This is a genomic window from Photorhabdus kayaii, from assembly GCF_025384895.1.
GTDB classification, from domain to species: domain Bacteria; phylum Pseudomonadota; class Gammaproteobacteria; order Enterobacterales; family Enterobacteriaceae; genus Photorhabdus; species Photorhabdus kayaii.
Genome location: NZ_JAJAFZ010000006.1, coordinates 66,673 through 87,156, shown reverse-complemented (window position 1 = coordinate 87,156; position 20,484 = coordinate 66,673). Strand labels below are relative to the sequence as shown.

At 41.5% G+C, this 20,484-nt stretch carries 24 protein-coding genes and 1 pseudogene; 18 read left to right on the top strand and 7 right to left on the bottom strand.

Annotated features, from left to right (window positions below; all coding sequences use genetic code 11):
* Positions 1 to 5 precede the first annotated feature (5 nt).
* The 6 genes from agaW (at position 6) to LGZ98_RS03995 (ending at position 5,572) form a co-directional block, all read left to right on the top strand.
* The gene (gene agaW, locus LGZ98_RS04020) at positions 6 to 791 is read left to right on the top strand and encodes a PTS N-acetylgalactosamine transporter subunit IIC (RefSeq protein WP_113042706.1); all 786 of its coding nucleotides are present in this window, start codon (positions 6 to 8) and stop codon (positions 789 to 791) included.
* Positions 781 to 1,674, top strand: a complete 894-nt coding sequence (locus LGZ98_RS04015) for a PTS system mannose/fructose/sorbose family transporter subunit IID (RefSeq protein WP_113042707.1) — start codon at positions 781 to 783, stop codon at positions 1,672 to 1,674. The genes agaW and LGZ98_RS04015 overlap by 11 nt, the downstream gene beginning before the upstream one ends.
* 22 nt (positions 1,675 to 1,696) lie before the next feature.
* Positions 1,697 to 2,131 carry a PTS galactosamine/N-acetylgalactosamine transporter subunit IIA gene (gene agaF, locus LGZ98_RS04010; RefSeq protein WP_262977750.1) on the top strand — a complete coding sequence of 145 codons (435 nt, stop codon included), beginning with the start codon at positions 1,697 to 1,699 and terminating at the stop codon, positions 2,129 to 2,131.
* 9 nt (positions 2,132 to 2,140) lie between these two features.
* Positions 2,141 to 3,001 (top strand): tagatose bisphosphate family class II aldolase, encoded by an 861-nt coding sequence (locus LGZ98_RS04005; protein ID WP_113042709.1) that lies wholly within the window; start codon positions 2,141 to 2,143, stop codon positions 2,999 to 3,001.
* Between the two features lie 39 nt (positions 3,002 to 3,040).
* Entirely contained in the window at positions 3,041 to 4,945 is a 1,905-nt protein-coding gene (locus LGZ98_RS04000) for an enterotoxin (RefSeq protein ID WP_315901978.1), read from the top strand.
* An 87-nt stretch (positions 4,946 to 5,032) separates the two neighbouring features.
* Positions 5,033 to 5,572, top strand: coding sequence for a cysteine hydrolase family protein (locus tag LGZ98_RS03995; RefSeq protein WP_262977749.1), 540 nt, complete (start codon positions 5,033 to 5,035; stop codon positions 5,570 to 5,572).
* Between the two features lie 80 nt (positions 5,573 to 5,652).
* On the opposite strand, the gene speD is transcribed toward LGZ98_RS03995, so the two are convergent.
* The 3 genes from speD to LGZ98_RS03980 all read right to left on the bottom strand — a co-directional run bounded on the left by speD (position 5,653) and on the right by LGZ98_RS03980 (position 7,799).
* Positions 5,653 to 6,447 carry an adenosylmethionine decarboxylase gene (gene speD, locus LGZ98_RS03990; protein WP_113042715.1) on the bottom strand — a complete coding sequence of 265 codons (795 nt, stop codon included), beginning with the start codon at positions 6,445 to 6,447 and terminating at the stop codon, positions 5,653 to 5,655.
* Positions 6,448 to 6,475: 28 nt separating this feature from the next.
* Entirely contained in the window at positions 6,476 to 7,339 is an 864-nt protein-coding gene (gene speE / locus LGZ98_RS03985) for a polyamine aminopropyltransferase (RefSeq protein ID WP_113042716.1), read from the bottom strand.
* A 112-nt stretch (positions 7,340 to 7,451) separates the two neighbouring features.
* Positions 7,452 to 7,799 (bottom strand): YacC family pilotin-like protein, encoded by a 348-nt coding sequence (locus tag LGZ98_RS03980; protein ID WP_011145216.1) that lies wholly within the window; start codon positions 7,797 to 7,799, stop codon positions 7,452 to 7,454.
* 329 nt (positions 7,800 to 8,128) lie between these two features.
* Here LGZ98_RS03980 and cueO point away from each other — a divergent pair, with 329 nt between their 5' ends.
* The 5 genes and pseudogenes from cueO (at position 8,129) to LGZ98_RS03955 (ending at position 12,554) form a co-directional block, all read left to right on the top strand.
* Positions 8,129 to 9,673, top strand: coding sequence for a multicopper oxidase CueO (cueO, locus tag LGZ98_RS03975; RefSeq protein ID WP_113042717.1), 1,545 nt, complete (start codon positions 8,129 to 8,131; stop codon positions 9,671 to 9,673).
* Between the two features lie 268 nt (positions 9,674 to 9,941).
* Positions 9,942 to 10,166 (top strand): hypothetical protein, encoded by a 225-nt coding sequence (locus tag LGZ98_RS03970; protein ID WP_011145218.1) that lies wholly within the window; start codon positions 9,942 to 9,944, stop codon positions 10,164 to 10,166.
* 40 nt (positions 10,167 to 10,206) lie between these two features.
* Positions 10,207 to 10,662, top strand: a complete 456-nt coding sequence (locus LGZ98_RS03965) for a hypothetical protein (RefSeq protein WP_191214861.1) — start codon at positions 10,207 to 10,209, stop codon at positions 10,660 to 10,662.
* A gap of 208 nt (positions 10,663 to 10,870) precedes the next feature.
* A pseudogene (locus LGZ98_RS03960) lies at positions 10,871 to 11,008 on the top strand (ClpX C4-type zinc finger protein); the annotation flags it as partial.
* 707 nt (positions 11,009 to 11,715) lie between these two features.
* Positions 11,716 to 12,554 (top strand): IS5 family transposase gene (locus LGZ98_RS03955; protein WP_262977748.1). Its coding sequence is split into 2 segments (ribosomal slippage): positions 11,716 to 12,058 and positions 12,058 to 12,554, totalling 840 coding nucleotides; the frame shifts between segments, so codons are not numbered across the junction.
* Here the strand turns inward: LGZ98_RS03955 and LGZ98_RS03950 are convergent.
* Positions 12,531 to 12,857, bottom strand: coding sequence for a cupin domain-containing protein (locus LGZ98_RS03950; RefSeq protein ID WP_113042309.1), 327 nt, complete (start codon positions 12,855 to 12,857; stop codon positions 12,531 to 12,533). The genes LGZ98_RS03955 and LGZ98_RS03950 overlap by 24 nt on opposite strands.
* A gap of 159 nt (positions 12,858 to 13,016) precedes the next feature.
* A complete protein-coding gene (locus LGZ98_RS03945) occupies positions 13,017 to 13,391 on the bottom strand; it encodes a hypothetical protein (RefSeq protein WP_011145225.1) in 375 nt (124 codons plus the stop codon).
* Positions 13,392 to 14,974: 1,583 nt separating this feature from the next.
* Between LGZ98_RS03945 and LGZ98_RS03940 the strand changes: the two genes are divergently transcribed.
* The 6 genes from LGZ98_RS03940 (at position 14,975) to hpt (LGZ98_RS03915) (ending at position 18,723) form a co-directional block, all read left to right on the top strand.
* Complete coding sequence (locus LGZ98_RS03940) at positions 14,975 to 15,238, top strand: helix-turn-helix domain-containing protein (RefSeq protein ID WP_058588659.1); 264 nt, start codon at positions 14,975 to 14,977, stop codon at positions 15,236 to 15,238.
* A 369-nt stretch (positions 15,239 to 15,607) separates the two neighbouring features.
* Positions 15,608 to 16,153 (top strand): hypoxanthine phosphoribosyltransferase, encoded by a 546-nt coding sequence (hpt, locus tag LGZ98_RS03935; protein WP_011145228.1) that lies wholly within the window; start codon positions 15,608 to 15,610, stop codon positions 16,151 to 16,153.
* Between the two features lie 221 nt (positions 16,154 to 16,374).
* Positions 16,375 to 16,653, top strand: coding sequence for a type II toxin-antitoxin system TacA family antitoxin (locus LGZ98_RS03930; protein ID WP_011145229.1), 279 nt, complete (start codon positions 16,375 to 16,377; stop codon positions 16,651 to 16,653).
* Between the two features lie 4 nt (positions 16,654 to 16,657).
* On the top strand, positions 16,658 to 17,158 hold the full coding sequence (locus LGZ98_RS03925) for a GNAT family N-acetyltransferase (RefSeq protein WP_011145230.1): 501 nt from the start codon (positions 16,658 to 16,660) through the stop codon (positions 17,156 to 17,158).
* Positions 17,159 to 17,312: 154 nt separating this feature from the next.
* Positions 17,313 to 17,852 carry a Panacea domain-containing protein gene (locus LGZ98_RS03920; protein WP_229015775.1) on the top strand — a complete coding sequence of 180 codons (540 nt, stop codon included), beginning with the start codon at positions 17,313 to 17,315 and terminating at the stop codon, positions 17,850 to 17,852.
* A 334-nt stretch (positions 17,853 to 18,186) separates the two neighbouring features.
* Entirely contained in the window at positions 18,187 to 18,723 is a 537-nt protein-coding gene (gene hpt / locus LGZ98_RS03915; RefSeq protein WP_011145232.1) for a hypoxanthine phosphoribosyltransferase, read from the top strand.
* A gap of 145 nt (positions 18,724 to 18,868) precedes the next feature.
* On the opposite strand, the gene LGZ98_RS03910 is transcribed toward hpt (LGZ98_RS03915), so the two are convergent.
* On the bottom strand, positions 18,869 to 19,210 hold the full coding sequence (locus LGZ98_RS03910) for a type II toxin-antitoxin system ChpB family toxin (protein WP_036782608.1): 342 nt from the start codon (positions 19,208 to 19,210) through the stop codon (positions 18,869 to 18,871).
* Positions 19,210 to 19,464 carry an AbrB/MazE/SpoVT family DNA-binding domain-containing protein gene (locus LGZ98_RS03905; RefSeq protein ID WP_036782605.1) on the bottom strand — a complete coding sequence of 85 codons (255 nt, stop codon included), beginning with the start codon at positions 19,462 to 19,464 and terminating at the stop codon, positions 19,210 to 19,212. Before LGZ98_RS03905 ends, LGZ98_RS03910 begins: the two co-directional genes overlap by 1 nt.
* A 489-nt stretch (positions 19,465 to 19,953) precedes the next feature.
* Here LGZ98_RS03905 and LGZ98_RS03900 point away from each other — a divergent pair, with 489 nt between their 5' ends.
* On the top strand, positions 19,954 to 20,232 hold the full coding sequence (locus LGZ98_RS03900; protein ID WP_113042301.1) for a type II toxin-antitoxin system TacA family antitoxin: 279 nt from the start codon (positions 19,954 to 19,956) through the stop codon (positions 20,230 to 20,232).
* Positions 20,233 to 20,484: the final 252 nt, after the last annotated feature.

Sequence of the window (20,484 nt, the reverse complement as noted above, 5' to 3'; positions counted from 1 at the left end):
GAGTTATGCTGATTGATGCGATATTGATTGGGTTACTGGCTGGATTGGCCGGGGTGGATCTGTTCGACGGGTTGACTCATTTTCATCGTCCAGTGGTGATTGGGCCGTTGGTCGGGCTGATTTTAGGGGATGTGCAGACGGGTTTGCTGGTCGGGGGGACACTGGAGCTGGTCTGGATGGGAATGGTGCCACTGGCAGGTGCTCAGCCGCCAAATGTGGTGATTGGTGGCGTGATTGGTACGGCATTTGCTATTTTGACTCATGCTGATCCTAAGGTAGCGATTGGTATCGCGGTGCCATTTTCCATTGCGGTGCAAGGCTGCATCACCCTGCTGTTTACCCTGTTTTCACCCATGATGCATAAGTGCGATCAAATGGTGAAAGCGTTGAACTGGCGCGGCGTGGAGCGTGTGAACTATCTGGGTATCACCATTCTGTTTTGTTTCTACTTTATCGTGGCATTTCTACCGGTCTATTTCGGTGCCGATGCTGCCAGCGTCATGGTACAAAAGGCGCCGCAATGGTTGTTGGATGGTCTGGCGGTTGCGGGCGGCATGATGCCTGCTATCGGTTTTTCTATGCTGATGAAAATCATGATGAAAAAGACTTATATCGCTTATTTCATTTTAGGTTTCATTTCAGTCACATTCCTCAATATGCCGATTATTGCTGTAGCTCTTGGCGCTTTTGCGATTGCATTGATCGATTTCTTTAACCGTTCCCGTATGGAGGAGGCCGCTGAACGCAGCGTGCCTACCACTCAATCTCAGGAGATGGAAGATGGCATTTAACGGCACCGATGCGGCGATGGCTGCTAAAGCTGAGAACAGGATGGCGCAGGCGCTGGCAACCAGCCAGGTTGAGCAGGATGACTATCAGGACACGATACCGAGTGAGGATCTGACCAAAGGCGATTTGAATCGTATGGCGTGGCGCTCTTTGTTGCTACAGGCGTCATTTAACTATGAGCGTATGCAGGCGGGGGGCTGGTTGTACACCTTGATCCCGGGTCTGCGTAAGATCCACAAGCATCCGCAAGATCTGGCGAATTCTATGAAGATGCATATGGAGTTTATTAATGTGCATCCGTTTGATGCCACCTTCCTGTCTGGTTTGGTGCTGGCAATGGAGCGAAATAAGGAGAAAATTTCCACTATTCGCGCCGTGAAAGTGGCGCTAATGGGGCCGCTAGGTGGGATTGGCGATGCATTGTTCTGGTTGACTCTGTTACCTATCTGTGCAGGTATTGGGGCTTCTCTGGCGCTACAGGGCAGTCTGTTTGGTCCCATCATATTCCTGTTGTTGTTCAACATTGTGCATTTTGGCTTGCGTTTTGGTCTGGCGCATTATGGCTATCGTGCAGGAACCAGTGCGTTGGCATTGTTGAAAAAGCATACCAAAAAGATCTCCCATGCCGCTTCGATAGTAGGAATGACGGTAATCGGGGCGTTAGTGGCTTCCTATGTTCATCTCTCGACGCCGGTGGTGATAAACGCCGGTAAGGCCAGTGTGGCGTTGCAGAAGGATGTGCTGGACAAACTAATGCCTAATTTGTTGCCGTTGTGTTTCACCCTGCTAGTGTTTTGGTTGATGAAAAAAGGATTTTCCCCGGTCAAGTTAATTGGTTTGACGGTTGTGATCGGTATTGTAGGGAAGTTTGTGGGTTTTCTTTAATAAACGGCACCGAGGAGAGGGAATGTTAGGTATTGTAATCACCGGTCATGGACATTTCGCCAGTGGGTTGTTGCAGGCAGTGGAACAAGTTGTCGGACGACAACCGCAGTGCTGTGCTGTCGATTTTCCTGAGGGAATCAGTACGCAACAATTATTGGTGTTGTTGGAGGCGGCCTGCACAGCCTGTGATAGTGGTGAGGGTATCATTATTCTCAGTGACTTACTGGGTGGATCACCGTTTCGGCAGGCGGCGCAACTGGCAATAGCTAATCCATGTTATGAAGTTATTGCCGGTACGAATATGCAATTGGCGGTAGAGATGGTGCTAGATCGTGAAGGTATGACGCTGGAAACATTTCGTGATACGGCGCTGGAGTGTGGGCGGCGGGGATTAACCAGCCTGTGGCACGAACAGCAGAAACGAGGGCATGACAGCCCGAATCTGGATGGCATTTGAGGAGCTTATATGTATCTGATTTCCAGTCGTCAAATGTTGAAAAAGGCCCTGCGTGAAGGCTATGCGGTTCCTGCTTTTAACGTCCATAATCTGGAAACTGTCCAGGTGGTAGCGGAAACCGCTGCACGCTTGTCATCACCGGTTATTCTGGCAGGTACGCCGAGTACTTTCAGTTATGCGGGGACTAACTACCTAGTGTCAATCTGTCAGGATGCTGCTCGTCGCCACAATCTGCCGCTAGCGTTGCATCTCGATCATCATGAGGAACTGGAGGATATCAGTCATAAAGTGACCGCAGGTGTGCGCTCGGTAATGATTGATGGCTCGCATTTACCCTTTGAAGAGAATATTCGTAAGGTGGCTGAGGTGGTACGATTTTGCCATCGTTACGATGTTAGCGTTGAGGCGGAATTGGGGCGGCTAGGCGGGCAGGAAGATGATTTGCAGGTCTCCAGTGCCGATAGTTTTTTTACCGATCCGCTGGCAGCAAAAGCCTTTGTTGCCCGTACCGGTATTGATTCTCTGGCGGTAGCGATTGGTTCTGCGCATGGTTTGTATCATGGTGAACCGCATTTGGATTTTGATCGGCTAGCGGCAATCTGTGAACAGGTGGATATTCCGTTGGTGCTACATGGTGCATCGGGTATTCCTGAAGTGATGATACAGCAGGCGATTGGTCTTGGTGTATGCAAAGTCAATGTGGCGACCGATCTGAAAATTGCTTTTTCTGATGCGGTAAAGCGTTATTTCATTCAGCATCCAGATGCGAATGATCCACGTAAATATATCGCGCCAGGAAAACAGGCTATGCAGGCAGTAGTAGAAGAAAAAATCCGGATTTGTGGCAGTGCAGGTAAGCTGTATTCGTGAAGGTTCTATTTTTTCATCCTGACTATTAAGGAAACTGCTGTGAAAATAAGAACGTTAAATAAAATCACGTTAAGTTTATTAGCGAGTTCCATGTTGTATAACACCCCAGTCTGGGCAGATAGCTGGCTGTTGGACGGTAACAATTACCATGCAACGGTTAGCGACGAACACGGTAAAGTGACGCAATTAAAATTTGAAAATCCAACAAACCACGATCAAATCATCATTGACAATCTGTTTGAAATCACGTTGAAATCGGGAGAAAAGCTCACGGCTAAAGATTTTCAGATTACTGACATTAGCAAAAAGCGCAATCGTATTGTTGTCTCCCTGAAACATGGCGACATTCAGGTAAAAAATATCATTACTGTGGAGGATAAAGATAAGTACGGCTCGTTTGAAATCACTATTACACCGCAGGAAAACCCGTTGGAGCTCAGCTCTGTCTCGTTGATGCCATTTCGCACTAAAACCCCTTTTGTTCACGGCTCTATCGTCAGTTCACCGATTGTCAGCGATAGCTTCTTTATTGTTCCCGGTAATCCATTGATTACTACTGAGGCTTATAAAGGGAGCGCTTCGCAAAAAATTGCGCTCTCTATCCCGTTAGAGCCGGGGAAAACGTTAAGTTATAAGACGTATATTGGTGTTTATCAGGAAGGGCAATTGCGGCGCAACGTCAATGAGTTTTTGAACAATGCGCGTCCGCGAAAATATAGTCCTTACCTACATTACAACTCTTGGTACGATATTGGTTATTTCACGCCTTATACCGAACAAGAGGCGTTGACCCGTATCAAGCAGTTTGGGCAGGAGCTGGTGACTAAGCGCAGTGTGAAGTTGGGTGGTTATCTGTTTGATGATGGTTGGGATAATCTTAAAGGCGATTGGGGTTTTAGTCAGGCATTTCCCCATGAGTTCAAAAATCTCAAACAGGAAGCAGATCAATATCGTGCTCGTTTAGGTATTTGGCTTTCTCCTTGGGGCGGTTATGGTAAACCGGGTGAGCAGCGTGTTTCTCATGCGGAGGAGTTTGGTTATGAAGTGATAGATGGCAGATTTGCGCTCTCAGGCCCTAATTACTACGCCAATTTCCATAACCGGGTACTCAACCTGATTCAACAACAAAATGTATCCATGTTTAAGCTGGATGGCACCGGCAATGCTGATCGTGTGATTAAGGGGAGTTCATTCACCAGTGATTTTGATGCCGCTATCCATCTGATTGAAGATATGCGCAGTACAGGCAATGAGCTGTTTATCAACTTGACCACAGGCACCAAAGCCACGCCTTCTTGGCTATTTTTCGCCGACTCTATTTGGCGTGGCGGCTATGATGTGGAGTTTCACGGTACAGGTTCCAAAGTGCAGCAGTGGCTTACCTATCGTGATGCAGAAACTTATCGTAATGTCGTCAGAAAGGGGCCGCTGTTCCCACTGAATTCGTTGATGCTGCATGGCATTGTTTATGCTAAACAGGCTAAGCATCTGGATAAACAGTCACCTAAAGATTTTGCCGATCAGGTTTGGAGCTATTTTGGCAGCGGCACTCAGTTACAAGAGATGTATGTTACTCCTGAACTGTTGACCACCGAGGATTGGGATATGCTGGCAAACGCGGCGAAATGGTCAGAGAAAAATAAAGATGTGCTGTTTGATACCCATTGGATTGGTAAAGATCCTACCGATCTAGCGGTGTACGGTTGGGGAGCCTGGAGTCCGAAAAAGTCGATTATTACTTTGCGCAATCCTGCTGATGAAGTGAAACAATATTATCTGGATCTGCAAAGTGATCTTGAGTTACCGGATAATCAACCTTCGGTATATGACGTTAATATCGATTATGGCGAGAACAACTCGTTGCCGAAGTTTATTAATAAAACGGCGTTGATTACCCTTCAACCGTTAGAGACACTGACCTTTTCTTTGACCCCATCGAAATAATCACAGTGTTATTAAACTGCCCTGAATAAACGACTTTATTCGGGGCAGTGATTATTTTTTTAAGAATCCATTTAAAGGACAAAACTAATGAAAGCGTTGATCGTGATCGATATGTTAAACGATTTTGTCACAGGAGCACTCGCCAATGAGTCGGATGCGATGAAGATCGTACCGGTAATTAAACGGCTGATTGATCATGCTCGGGGCCATCGTGATTGGCTGGTGGTTTATGCTAATGATGCTCATCGATCCGGTGATCGGGAAATGAGTATTTGGGGCAGGCATGCAATGGCTGGAACGCCAGGCGCTAATGTCATTGAAGCATTGGCTCCTGTTGGAGCAGATCGTGAAATTGTTTTGCCTAAGCGATTTTATGGGGCTTTCGATGGAACCGATCTGGAAGAGGTTTTGAAAGCATATGGTGTGACGGAAGTTGTGTTAACCGGCCAACATACCCATTGTTGTGTTAGGCATACGGCCTATGGCGCGTTTATACGCGGTTATCGAATCAAAGTCTTGTCAGATGCTGTGTGTGTGTTTCCCGGTGTCGATCAGGAAGATGCCCTTAATTATCTTAAAACCATTTATGGTGCTGAAATTATAATGAGTACCGCGTTAGGCATGTAAATTGGGATAATGTGTTAATACAGTTGGAAATTGATCTGGCAGATGCCGGTGAATATTGGCACCTGCCAGCTAAATATTAACTAAGCAGCGGGTAAATTACGGCCATAATAAATTTCTTGTATCTCTTTTTTCAAAAGATGGGTAATTTTCTGCTTTTCAGTTTCACTCAGTTGCTCTGGTGTGGCATTAAATAGATAATCATTCAGGTCAAATCTTTTTAGCATCATTTTTGTATGAAATAGATTTTCCTGATAAATATTAACATCCATCATGTAATACTGCGATTGCACTTCTTCAGTCATATAATTCTGAATAGAACTGATTTCATGATCGATATAGTGTTTCATGCCATTCACATCTCTGGTGAAACCACGGACGCGGTAATCCATTGTGACAATATCTGATTCTAATTTGTGGATCAGATAGTTCAGCGCTTTGAGAGGTGAAATAACACCGCAGGTTGATACTTCAATATCAGCTCTGAAAGTGCATATGCCGCCGCCCGGATGGCTCTCTGGATAAGTGTGAACACAGATATGGCTCTTATCCAAATGGGCAACGACAGAATCAGGTAACGGACCTGGGTTTTCCGTGTTGTCTACATCCTTCGGGTCCATCGGCTCTTCGCTGACGAGTATGGTAACGCTTGCCCCTTGTGGGTCATAGTCCTGGCGGGCGATATTTAAAATATTTGCACCAATGATCGAACAGGTTTCGCTGAGGATTTCCGTTAAACGGTTAGCGTTATATTGTTCGTCAATGTAAGCGATATAACTATCCCGATCAGCTTGGCTTTTGGCATAACAGATATCGTAAATACAAAAACTCAGGCTTTTTGTCAGGTTATTAAAACCGTGCAATTTCAGCTTGTGCAATTTATTTCACCTCCTGGCTAATGGGTGATTATGGGTTCTCAGATAGTGCATCCAGCAGATATTGTGGTAGAGCAAAGCTACCTACATGAACGGCTGGATTGTAGTAACGGCAGGTAAAACCTGCGTTGTCAAAGCGCGGTTGCAATGTGGCCAGATCCACATGGCGTAGTGCCGGGTTCTGGCTTGCCCAGGCAAAGGTCATCATTCCGCCATAATAGGTTGGAATGGCAGCTTGATAGAAGCCGCTGTCAGCAAAATAGTTGCTCAATTTTTTATGGCTGGTGACTGCTTCGTCCTGTTGTAAGAAACAAACACCATTCTGAGCAACAAAGATGCCACCTTCATTCAGACAACGTTGGCAACCTTGATAGAATTCAGATGTAAATAATCCTTCACCGGGCCCGATCGGGTCCGTGCAGTCAGAGATAATGACATCGAATTTTTGATCGGTGGTATTAACGAAATTAACACCATCGTCAATGATCAGATTAAAGCGTGGATCATCATAAGCACCGGCATTATGGTTAGGCAGATACTGACGGCAGAATTCAACTACCCCAGCATCGATTTCAACCATAGTGATGCTTTCAAGGTATTGATGACGGCAGACCTCACGTAACATACCGCCATCACCGCCGCCGATAATCAGTACTCGTTTGGCGTTCCCGTGGGCGAACAAAGGAACATGAGACATCATTTCGTGGTAGATAAATTCATCACGTTCAGTTGTTTGTATTGTGCCATCCAGCGCCATAATGCGGCCTAATGCCGCGTTTTCAAAGATGATCAAATCCTGATGCTCAGTTTTATCGTGATAAAGCACTTTATCGACGGAAAAATACTGACCAAAGTTGGCGTGCAGGGTTTCGTACCAAATTTCTTTTTGTGACATATCCCGGCTTTTCCTCCACTGTGACAGTCATGAAAATTGGGTGCACATAATAGCCAACAATTCTCATAGTTGCACGGTGAAATTTACCCCTTTAGAGGGATGAGGAAAAGGACTATTTAACGTAGGCGAATAAACTCAGCGAATCTCTGGCGAGAGCATGGCACTTTATCGCATTGGACAGGTAAATTCCTTTGAGGTCTTGGTAGCTTTCTTCATTGAGCTTGTCCATCAATTGGCTGTTGTAATTAGTTAAATCCCACTTATTGCGTTGAGCAAAATAAATAATGGCTCGTTTAATTTCCCGGTCAGGAATTTGGCTGTAACCACAGTCATATTTCAGGTAGATAAACACTGCTGTCAGATCGGCCAGATCTTCAGCTTCATTTTCTGTCAGCGCTTTTGCGGGGTGGGAAAGACCGAAAAGAACGAGTATGTAAGTCAAGAGAGCTAATTTTCGCATTTGTATTATTATAATCATTCAGTGTCATATTACGTTAACATATTAATATCTTTGTTAGGAAAAATTTATTTTTTAAAATTACTGTAAAGATCGACTTAAATCACATTCCCTTCGCTTGACCTTCCTGTAAGGGTAGCCCTTATGTTTTCTTTATGAGATGTTTTTTGTTATACCCGTCATCTTTCAAGTTGCCTCTTTGTTGGCTGCACTCACTCACCCCGGTCACATAGTTCTCTATGCTCCCGGGGATTCGCTCCCTTGCCGTCGCGATGCATCTTGAAATCCATAGGGTATAGCGATTTTTTGGTTGATTTGACTAGGAGGTGAATATGCAACGACGTGATTTTATTAAATTCAGTGCCATTATGGGTCTATCTAGTATGTTGCCTGCATGGAGTCGTTTCTCCTTTGCTGAATCTTATCCGGGATTACCTATCCCTCCACAACTAGAGCCAGATGCGGTAGGTAAAATCATTATTGAAATCAAAGCAGGACAATCCAGTTTTAACGCAGGAGTGGTGACTAAAACTTGGGGTTATAACGGTGATTTACTCGGTCCGGCACTGAAATTGACGTCAGGTAAACCTGTCACTATTGATATTCGTAATCATCTACCCGAAGAGACCACTGTTCATTGGCATGGCTTGGAAATTACTGGGGAAGCCGATGGTGGCCCGCATGCGATGATTGCGCCAGGAGGGAACCGGACGGTCAGTTTTACGCCTGAACAACCGGAAGCGACTTGTTGGTTCCATCCGCATACGCATGGCAAGACGGGTTATCAGGTTGCAATGGGGCTTGGTGGATTAGTCTTGATTGAAGATGAGAACAGCATCAATACGGGTTTACCAAACCGATGGGGTGTGGATGATATTCCTGTGATATTGCAGGATAAGCGCTTGAATAACGAGGGGCAGATTGATTATCAGTTGGATGTAATGAGTGCTGCTGTTGGTTGGTTTGGCGATATGATGCTGACCAACGGTATTGTTTTACCCCAACATACTGCACCACGCGGCTGGTTACGTTTGCGTTTGCTAAATGGCTGTAATGCTCGCAGCCTCAATATTGCGACCAGTGATGGCCGTCAATTGTATGTTGTTGCCAGTGATGGTGGTTTGTTAGCAGAACCGGTTGCGGTTAATGAGTTACCGATTCTGGCGGGAGAACGTTTTGAGGTAGTGATAGATGCTTCGGATGGCAAATCTTTCGATCTGGTGACGTTACCTGTGGTTCAGATAGGAATGACATTACCGCCATTTGATCGGTCACTGCCTGTTTTACGCATTCGACCTCAGCTTTTCTCTAGCCGCACTATACTATCGGAGCAGCTTGTCACGCTTCCTGCATTGCCTTCTTTTAACGGTTTGAATAAGCGTCGTTTACATCTGGCTATGGATAGTCGTCTGGATATGCAGGGAATGATGATGTTGTCTCAGCGCTACGGTGAGCGGGCTATGGCGGGTATGGGAATGCATCATGAGAATATGAACCACGGAGATATGCATCATGGTGGTGAATTAAATTTCCATCATGCGAACACCATTAATGGGCAGGCTTTCTCCATAACAGAACCCGCTTTTGATGTGAAACAGGGGCAGTATGAGCGTTGGGTGATTTCAGGAGCTGGCGATATGATGCTGCATCCGTTCCATATTCACGGCACCCGTTTTCGTATTTTGAGTGAAAATGGCCGCAAGCCTGCTGCTCATCGTAGTGGTTGGAAAGACATTGTTCATGTGGAAGGTAAGGAGAGCGAAGTGCTGGTCCAGTTCAAGCATACTGCGGGAGCGAAACACCCATTTATGGCGCATTGTCATCTACTAGAACATGAAGATACCGGTATGATGCTAGGTTTTACTGTTAGTAAATAATTTTGTTAACAGATTGACTCTGGTTTGGCTTATCAGAGTCGGCCTCACTGTGCCTTATAGTCCGTAGTTATGTAGTCTTTTCAATGAATTATTGTTATAGGATGTACATTATAGAACAAAGGTTATACGCAATTGCTTCTACTATGAACTGGTGTTGATAGATGCTTAATCAGCAGTAAATGGACACAACAAAGTATTGTCAGTGATTACCGCAGGTATTAGACTATGATACAGTTGTTTGTTTGTTACTCAGTGAAGGAGCGGTGAAATGTCTAGTTTTTTCAAGAATATGGGATATGCTCTTGTTTCTCCGGAAAGGGTGATGGCACGCCTCGTTGGCGCACATAAAGAAACTTGTTCTGATGCTGATCAGAAAGATGAAAAGTTCATCATTAATCGTTCTGGAACGGTTACTCTGAATCGTTGTAATCCTGATGTTCAGCGGGCTTTCGCTTTAAACGTTGAGTGGTTGAGTACTAAAAAAGAGGGATAACTATCAATGTGGGCAGCTGTGGTTATTGTTAAGTTTTACCGTGTTGATCAGTATCAGTGCATCCTATAACGCAGAGAAAGATTTTAGAAATCCTGAAAAGCGCAATGGTATTTTTAAAGAAATTGCATCTAATAGTGCTATTGAAAGCCTTCTTTTGGAATCAATTGAAAGTGGTCTGTTGCTGTTAATTACTTTAAAGTCGAGAAAAGTTTATGTTGGAATGGTTGATGAAGCGAGATTTCATCATTTGGATACCGATACTATCGTTATCATTCCTTTTATGAGTGGTTACAGAGATAAAGATACGCTGACATTTTGTGCCGAGCATAATTATGCTGATCATTACAGGAATGAAGGTATTACACTAACTTCAAAGCCTTTGAGTGTGTATCAGTTTCGTCATGTTCTTCCGCTTGAGCAGATAGAGTCTCTATCGCTTTTTAATCCTGAAACCTATGATAAGTTCCAGGAAGTTATTAAAGATAAATCTAATTGAGGTAAAACGTCTCAAATAGGTTTTGTAGTTCATCAGTCCGAAGAAATTTAACAAGATAGACTTGGTAGTCTCTTTTTTTAATGTTGTTCAATACATGGCAGATAGAATATAGAAACTTTGCGTTTTCTATGAGTAAAGAATAGCAGTAACAACTGGCGCTACCTGGAGTATTTCAGTTTGTCATGAGTTATTGAATGGTGGAGGCATCATGACTGAAAAATGTTTGTACTGCTCCTTTTGTGGGAAAAAGCAAGATGAAGTAGCTAAATTAATTGCTGGTCCAAGCGTTTACATCTGCAATGAATGTGTTGCTTTGAGTCAGGGAATCATTGATGAAGAAAAAAAGCTTAAAGTTTTAGCAGTAAGTCATCCTCACTCAGCCTCACTATATACGTTTTTGGCATATAATTCTGGCTGTTTTATTGAAAGTTCGGTTATTTGTTCCGATGAAATCCTTGCAGAAACATTGGAAATAAGCATTGATGATTTACATAAGGCTCTTAGAACTCTTAAAAGGAAAAAATTAATAGAAATTCTACCTTGTGCTGATGGGATGACGTTATATTTTGTGAGTGGGAAAAATATAAGTAAAACTTATGATGAAGAAACTAAGCTTTACAGAGTTGCCGCTAATGTTTTGTTACAACCTAATCCCAAATTAAAGATGTTGCCATAGACATAGTGATCATCAGAAACCATCTTTAATCTTTGTTTGAGATACCCCATATTTTCGAAGAACTTTTGATAATTACCATTCGATTATACCCTATGGATTTCAAGATGGATCGCGACGGCAAGGGAGCGAATCCCCGGGAGCATAGATAACGATGTGACTGGGGTGAGAGAGTGCAGCCAACAAAGAGGCAACTTGAAAGATAATGAGTATATAGATTGGTTTCTCTTCTGGATACTATAAACATCCTTATTCTTATGCCGTACTTACCTTGAGATATCCTAAGGGAAAGGAATTGTGCAACAATATTGTTAGGCTGTGTCCCGCAATAGATTGAGATAGAATAATCCCCTGGCTCTGACTTTCGGAAAAAACCTGTTATGGCTCGTTACGACCTTCCTGATGAAGCATGGGAGTTACTGCTCCCCTTATTGCCCCCCGAACATTCTCAACGGCCGGGACATCCTTATGTTGAACACCGCCGGGTTATCAACGGCATGTTTTGGGTACTATGTTCCGGTGCCCCCTGGCGGGATTTACCCGAACGTTATGGTTCCTGGAAAACCGTCTATAACCGCTTTAATCGGTGGTCAAAATCGGGGATCATTAATCTCATTTTCAATAAGTTATTGTCAATACTGGATGAACAAGATTTGGTTGATTGGTCAGCCATATCACTGGATGGCAGTAACATTCGTGCGGCACATTGTGCGGCTGGCGCCCCAAAAAACATCCTGATGTCACCGCAGACCATGGCCTGGGTCGCTCTCAGGGTGGTTATGGTTCCAAAATCCATCTGGCTGTCGATGGAAAAGGCCATCCACTGAATGTGGTACTCAGTGCAGGTCAATGTCACGAAAGTCAATATGCAGTACGCCTGCTGGATGGTCTGGGTATTCAGCGTAAAAATGGTTTTATGAAACGTCGTTCAAAAGCGGTGATTGCTGATAAAGGTTACTCCAGCCACATATTACGTAACCGGTTAAAAAGTCAGGGAATAAAAGTGATAATTCCCTATAAATCAAACGAAAAAGCGCGGTCAGATGGACGGGTTAAATTCGACCATAAAACGTATCGAAGAAGAAATGTTGTAGAAAGATGTTTTGGTCGACTCAAAGAGCATCGTCGCATCGCCACCCGTTATGAAAAGACAGCAAGAAATTATATCGCTATGGTGAAATTAGGTTGTATCCGCTTATTTCTTAAGGTCATTATTTAATTGAGGGACACAACCTAGTGTTGCACCTGAGTTTAGATAGTCATATAACTTAGAGTATATATATCTATACCGTTTGGTGCCTAAATCATTATAGGATTCAATATATTCTGCTTTATCAATAATACCATTGTACATTAATTTAATACCTTCAAATGAAGGCAGGTTGGAACGATTAAATATATTTTCTATTTCACTATGTTTTATAAAATCATCATCATATATTTGTTTAAAAACACACGGTTTCTTTTCGAAGAAATTTTCTAGGAAGTCTTTTTTATCAATGGGAAAATTAATTGGATTCATATTTAATGTTAATGATTGTTGATTATGGCTCTATAAGTGAGTAATAAGTTATCTTATTAAGAGGTTATTAAAATAAAAGGTTTTTGTTTACGTAGCCTCTTTTTTTTGGTTGATGGGTGTATAATTACACCCATTTTTATCTAAAAATATCACGGTTTATTAGTGGCAATAGTTAGATCCACTTGAATTACAATAATTGGTCCCAGCACCATTGCTATTGCCTCCAGAATCAATTCTACCTCCTATCTCTCCTCCGATGTAGCGGCCAGCTGCAGCTCCTCCGGCAGCTCCAGCACCACCACCTGCAAATCGACCAACAACAACACCAATTACTGCACCAGCTGCAGTACCTGGGCCCGGTGCTATTACAGAGCCTATTGCTGCACCAGCTGCGGCTCCAGCATATCCTCCAGCTACACTACCAGCTACTCTTCCAGCAGCTCCCCCTGCGGCTGCTCCTGCTATTTCACCAGCGGTTTCTCCTGCTCCTGCACCTGCAACTAAATCAAACTCTTGAATGGTAAGCTCACGCATAATAAATTTACCTTCATTCAGGTTTACTAAAAATAATAACAATCAAATATATATAAGAACTTATGATTGTATTCAAAAATAATTTTAACGAAAAATCATAATGGATATGATTTAATATATACAAAAAAGGAATCGATACTAATATCAGTAAAATAGTTATAATAGATAGAGTAAATATCTTATAAAAAAATTTGGTTTTTTATCATGTGAGTATTCTTTTTTGAACCTTTTTTTCAATAAAGAAAATTCATTGGATATTTTATTTGCAGTGCTGAACATGATAATCAATAAAATTATTGACATACTGTAATCTATATACTCAAGAATAGGGGTGTCTAATCTAAGTATAAATACCGAGACAATATAAACTATAAAAAAATTAAAAAATAAAGCCTCTTTTTTAAAGGTTTTTTTAGATAATTTTGATATTTCTTTGGCTCTGTACAATAAGGTGTTTTTATGGTTTTTTATTTTCATAAATTCTTATTTATTATTTTTATAGGGTTTTTGATTTGTCTTGATTATATTTTTTTGTTTTTTTTTATGTCAATGTCTTTTTTTTAAATAAATAAAATAACCAAATGTGGTAATTATCCTAACATCTTGAAAATATAGGGATGAATTAAATTTTAAAAGAAAATATTAAACCTCTAATCTTTTCAAGAGAAACTATAATTAAAGTTATCATGATAATGCGCTAAATCTATTGGATGATATAAATAAAAACTTATTGATATATTTATTTAGTCATTACTTTCTCTTATTGTCAGTAAAAGCATTCGTTAGTCTAAATCTGTTTAATTACCATCACAGATGGTCATCAATGTTTCCGTAGGTCTGAGAGGAAGCGCTTAAACGACTAGAAAAACTTCTGTAGCCTGAAAGTGAAAGCAAGAATTGCGGTACATCTGCACACCTTTGGAAGCATATATTGCTAGTATGAACAATCCTAGCTAGTTTGGTGATGACGGTCTTTTTAGCTAATAGAGTACCAACGGTACTTCGGCGTGTGAGGTTATGGTTTTCATTGCCTTTCGTAGCTGGATTTAAGGTGGGGAAGATCCACTTTACTTTTATCTGATTTCAAGTGGGCATGAAACATGCGCTCGCTTACTTTTCACATTAGCGTTAGGTGATAGCCTTTCGCACAATGGGATTGAGCTACGTCTCGATCTCATTTCACTTCAATGAGCAGGATTGCTTTTGCGCATCTCGCTCATGCCTAGCTATGTTTGCTTAAAATATTTAGCGGGCGGCTTCTCTACACCTAAATAATTAGCTCATTGCTACCGTTTGATCCTTAACGTTGCGGCGTTTTGCTGTGCTTGTTGGTATTTCAACGTTTGCACCACTTTTGCTGACTGTTTGCGGACTTGACGCCGCAGCAAAAGGGCAGTACGACGATTACAGGCTCATGCCTGCTAGCAGCGCAGTGAATCTGACACGGCATTTTATAGATTGAAAGAGTAATGGTGGTTCAGGCGGGGGAGGCTTCGGCCTTGCCGGAAGGTAGCTACCGGTACTGTGAACCCTGTCTGAATCACCATCATCAATTTTCTCAATTAATGGAAGGGGTAGCAGGAATGAATAATGTTAGAAATGACTGGCATCAAGCCGATATTATTGCTGCACTACGTAAGCGTGGTCCAACCTTAGCTGCGGTATCCCGTGAAGCGGGACTGAGTTCTTCCACATTAGCCAACACGCTGTCACGTCCTTGGCCTAAAGGCGAATGGATTATCGCTAATTATCTCAACATTCATTTATCTGAAATCTGGCCTAGTCGTTATTTTGATATGGACAGTAATCTTATTGAGAGCAAAGTTCGCGAGAAATCAGCAGAATAATTATTCTAATACCGTAAAATATCAGGGAAATAGTCACCTCACTTCATCTCATTACCTACTGTGTTGTTTGATTGATGAGGTAGAATAATTGGTTATCCATCACCGTAATCTTTAATACCTTTCGACGAAATGCGTCGCAACTTTCTATCACGAGGCCAGAACGTTTAGTGTACTTATCTACTCACTGGCAACGAGTCATATATCCTTCTTTTACTGTAGGCGGTGAATTCTGATATGCTTTGCAAAATATTTTGTTCTCATGTTTTTGTGTGTGCGTCTTTGTGTGGTGAACGGTATATCAATCGGTGTATCACTTTTTGTAAAAAGACACATGATTTTATTTTAGTTATCGTTTAAAAATATATAGTTATGAGTAAACCAAAACATATTGTAGAAGTTATGATCTCCGAACTGGAGGTTAAACAGCGTATTGCTGAACTGGGAAAACAGATTACTGAACATTATCGTGACAGTGGTAGTGATTTGGTGTTGGTCGGGTTGCTGAGAGGTTCATTTATTTTTATGGCTGATTTATGCCGTGAAATTCAGATCCCTCATCAAGTCGACTTTATGACGGCTTCCAGTTACGGTAGCGGTATGAATTCCACTCGTGATGTGAAAATCCTAAAAGATCTGGACGAGGATATTCGTGGTAAGCATGTGCTGATTGTGGAAGATATTATTGATTCAGGTAATACCCTGAATAAAGTACGTGAAATTTTGGCGCTGCGTGAGCCAAAATCACTGGCAATTTGTACCTTGCTGGATAAACCTTCCCGCCGTGAAGTTGGTGTTCCGGTGGAGTGGATTGGTTACTCAATTGAGGATAAATTTGTGGTGGGTTATGGTATCGATTATGCGCAACTTTACCGTCATCTGCCTTATATCGGCCATGTAATTTTGCTGGAAGAGTAGTTTTTATCATATTTTGGAAACGGCAACTTTTGGGTTGCCGTTTTGGCCTTAAGCGGGCTTCAACAATGTTCCCTTGTTGAAATATTACCACTGCATTTTATTAGCGAAAGCCGATGTAAGCCTCTATGCCTAATGGGAGTTCTCTCCCCCCCATAAATGTGATGACAATGGCGTTACATTTGTGTATTATTTAGACCATATATAGCATAAGGGGATTTGAAATGAACGTAATAAGTGAGAATCGTAAAAATAAGACACTCAACTTGAGGATTAGGCAAGAGGATCGGGATTTAATAGATAGAGCAGCAAAAGTGAAGGGAAAAACCGTTACTGAATATGTCCTTGATACAATCAAACGTGATGCTGAAAACACGTTATTGGAACATTCATTTATGATTGTATCTCCAGAAATTTTTAATGCTTTTATTGCTAAACTTGATGCTCCGGCTGTTCCAAATGAGCGTCTTATCAAAACGGCAAATATGAAAAAACCGTGGTGATAAAATGATTAATGATCCAACCTTGTTAACAGATGATCACAATTTAAATAGTTTTACTTCAGGAATTGATACCCTAGACAACTGGTTAACAGACAGAGCATTAAAAAATCAAAAAGAGAATGCTTCACGAACCTATGTTGTAAGCGAAGACAGAGATGTTATTGCTTATTATTCGTTAGCGACCGGCTCAATTATGTCAGAAGAGGCGATAAGCAAGTTTAAGCGTAATATGCCAAATCCTATTCCGACGATTATTTTGGGTCGCTTAGCTGTTGATAAGCGTTATCAAGGAAGAGGGTTTGGTCGCTATTTAGTTAGAGATGCTTCCATACGTGTCGCTCAAGCGGCAGATTTGGTGGGTGTTAGGGGGTTGATTGTCCATGCTATCTCGGAGAATGCTAAGGCATTTTATAAGTCTGTGGGTTTTAGTGATTCGCTTTTAAATCCAATGACGTTAATGATCACGCTAAAGGATTTAAAAACGGTTTTTAAAATAACAGATTAATACTATTTATACCCAATGGATTTCAAGATGCATCGCGACGGCAAGGGAGCGAATCCCCGGGAGCATAGATAACGATGTGACCGGGGTGAGTGAGTGCAGCCAACAAAGAGGAAACTTGAAAGATAACGGGTATATTTAAATGAAGGTAATTGAGATGATTAGTGCAAGATTTGACTCAGAAAAGGCTATAGAGGCTATTCTGTACGTTGCCTCTATAGCGCCAATTTCTGACGTTTATCATGTGGGTAAAATTCTGTATTTTGCTGACCGGCTGCATTTGGAGCGTTATGGTCGGTTAATTACGGGTGATAACTATCTTGCAATGAAAGATGGCCCTGTTGCAGTGAATGCCTATGATATTATAAAAGTAGCCAGGGGAGACGGGCGCTTTATTCCAAATAAGTGTGATGTTGATGTCATTCGGTCATTGTTGTCAGTAGAGGGACGTCATGGAAATCATCAAATACGTGCTTTGCGTGATTTCGATGAAGATGTATTTAGTGATTCGGATATTGATTGCATAAATGAAGCAATCGAAAAATATGGGAATCTCTCGTTTAAAGAAATACGTGATATCAGCCACGATAGTGTTTGGATGACGGCTAACCAGAATAGAGAGATTCCATTGGATGTGATAGCTGCCAGTTGTAAGGATGGTGACAAGTTAGTTGCTTATCTGATTTCTACTGAGTAGCTGATGACTAATTTTGGTGACAGATTTTCCGCATCTTTTAGGGCGGATTTTTTTATCTTCACTGACCTTTTACAACGCCGCCAAAGTTAAAATATCTGTTGGTTTGCTGCTGTGAGCTATTATTACTGAATAATAGTTTTGGTGTATGATCTATAGATTGGTTTCCCATGAATATCCTTATCTTATGCCATACTTGCCTTGAGATATCCTAAGGGAAAGGAACTGTTCAATAATATTGCTAGAAGAATGGCGTATTAATTGGCATATCAACTGGTTATAATCTTTTATTGATTTTTATATATTTATTCATTAAAAACAATTGGTTAACTTTATAATGAAACACACTGTAGAAGTTATGATCTCCGAACAGGAGGTTAAACAACGTATTGCTGAACTGGGAAAACAGATTACTGAACACTATTGTGACAGTGGTAGTGGGCTGGTATTGGTCGGGTTGCTGAGAGGTTCATTTATTTTTATGGCTGATTTATGCCGTGAAATTCAGATCCCTCATCAAGTCGACTTTATGACGGCTTCCAGTTACGGTAGCGGTATGAATTCCACTCGTGATGTGAAAATCCTGAAAGATCTGGACGAGGATATTCGTGGTAAGCATGTACTGATTGTGGAAGATATTATTGATTCAGGTAATACCCTGAATAAAGTGCGTGAAATTTTGGCGTTGCGTGAGCCAAAATCACTGGCAATCTGTACCTTGCTGGATAAACCTTCCCGCCGTGAAGTTGATGTTCCGGTTGAGTGGATTGGTTACTCAATTGAGGATAAATTTGTGGTGGGTTATGGTATCGATTATGCGCAACTTTACCGTCATCTGCCTTATATCGGCCATGTGGTTTTGCTAGAAGAGTAGTTTTCTCGTATTTGAAAACGGCAACTTTCGGTTGCCGTTTTTGCTTTGTGATTCAGGTATGATATATAGAGCTGCGCTCCTATCTACATTTTGGCACGGTGCTTAATATGGCTTACAGTCGTGGAACCATACTTAGCAGCAGAATTTATTCCAATATGCTGGACACTACGGCTAAAATTTCATTAACTACAGACGTCGGGGCCTCTTCAATTTTTCTTGCTTGTCTTACATTTAGATCGATGGAACGAATGCCATTCGCTAATAGAACTCCTTGAGTCTGTGTTCCAGTGCCCATCAATGTCACGGCAAAACCCGCAAACCTGGCATAATTTCCTCCTTGTGTTATAGGAATAATAATTGTTAAACCTAATTTGTTAAAATTGTATGGACTTATTACTAAGCATGGCCTTTTGTCACCTTGCAGTTCTTGACCCGCGACTGGGTTTAAGCACGCCTCAACAATATCCCCTCGTTGAAATGTTGCCATTACACTTCATTCCCTACAGGTTTACTGGTATCCCATTCTTTTAAGATTTCAGGCATTGGTGCTTCTGAGTCACATAGAGCTAGTAGATCGGCTAATTTGTACTTGGGACGATGGTTTACTGCGGAGATTACGATTTTCCCTTGTTCTTCGACAATTGATAATTGGTCACCTTCTTTCAGGTGGAGGGATTTCAATAGTTGAGCTGGAATAATAGTACCAACAGAGTTTCCAATTTTTCTGACATGAGTAAGCATAGAACTTTCCTCGCAAGTAACGGTTATCACATTGTTAACACTTTAGAGTGGTTCTGCCTAAGTGTCAACATTGTTATTACAGGTAATGAGATTTGATCGCTCATAAAAATCTTCTTTTTATTACCGTATTCGTACATTCGTAAAATAAAGAAATTAAAATAGATAGTTGATATTCAAATAGGTAGCGATTTAATAAAATAAAAATTTGCATAAACTTTCGTTTAATTACGCTATATACCCTAGGATTTCAAGATGCATCGTGACGGCAAGGGAGCAAATCCCCGGGAGCGTAGCGAACTATATGACTGGGGTGAATAGGTGCAGCCAGCAAAGAGGCAACTTGAAAGATAACGGGTATATTGCATTTTTATTAGCGAAAGCCGATGTAAGCCTCTATGCCTAATGGGAATTCTCTCCTCTAGAAATGTGATGATAATGGCGTTACGTTTGTGTATTATTTAGCTCACCTATAGCATAAGGAGATTTGAAATGAACGTAATAAGTGAGAATCGTAAAAATAAGACACTCAACTTGAGGATTAGGCAAGAGGATCGGGATTTAATAGATAGAGCGGCAAAAGTGAAGGGAAAAACCGTTACTGAATATGTCCTTGATACAATCAAACGTGATGCTGAAAATACTTTATTGGAACACTCCTTTATGGTTGTATATCCAGAAATTTTTAATGTTTTTATTGCTAAACTTGATGCTCCGGCTGCTCCAAATGAGCGTCTTATCAAAACGGAAAATATGAAAAAACCGTGGTGATAGAATGATTAATGATCCAACCTTGTTAACAGATGATCACAATTTAAATAGTTTTACTTCAGGAATTGACACCCTGGACAACTGGTTAACAGACAGAGCATTAAAAAATCAAAAAGAGAATGCTTCGCGAACCTATGTTGTAAACTTTCCACTCTAGTTTAGATAATATCTCTGGAGAAAAATATTATCATGAGTTTAAAGGGTAAAATATAATTTTTAAGTCTGAGAAAAAATTAAAATATATTTTTAATA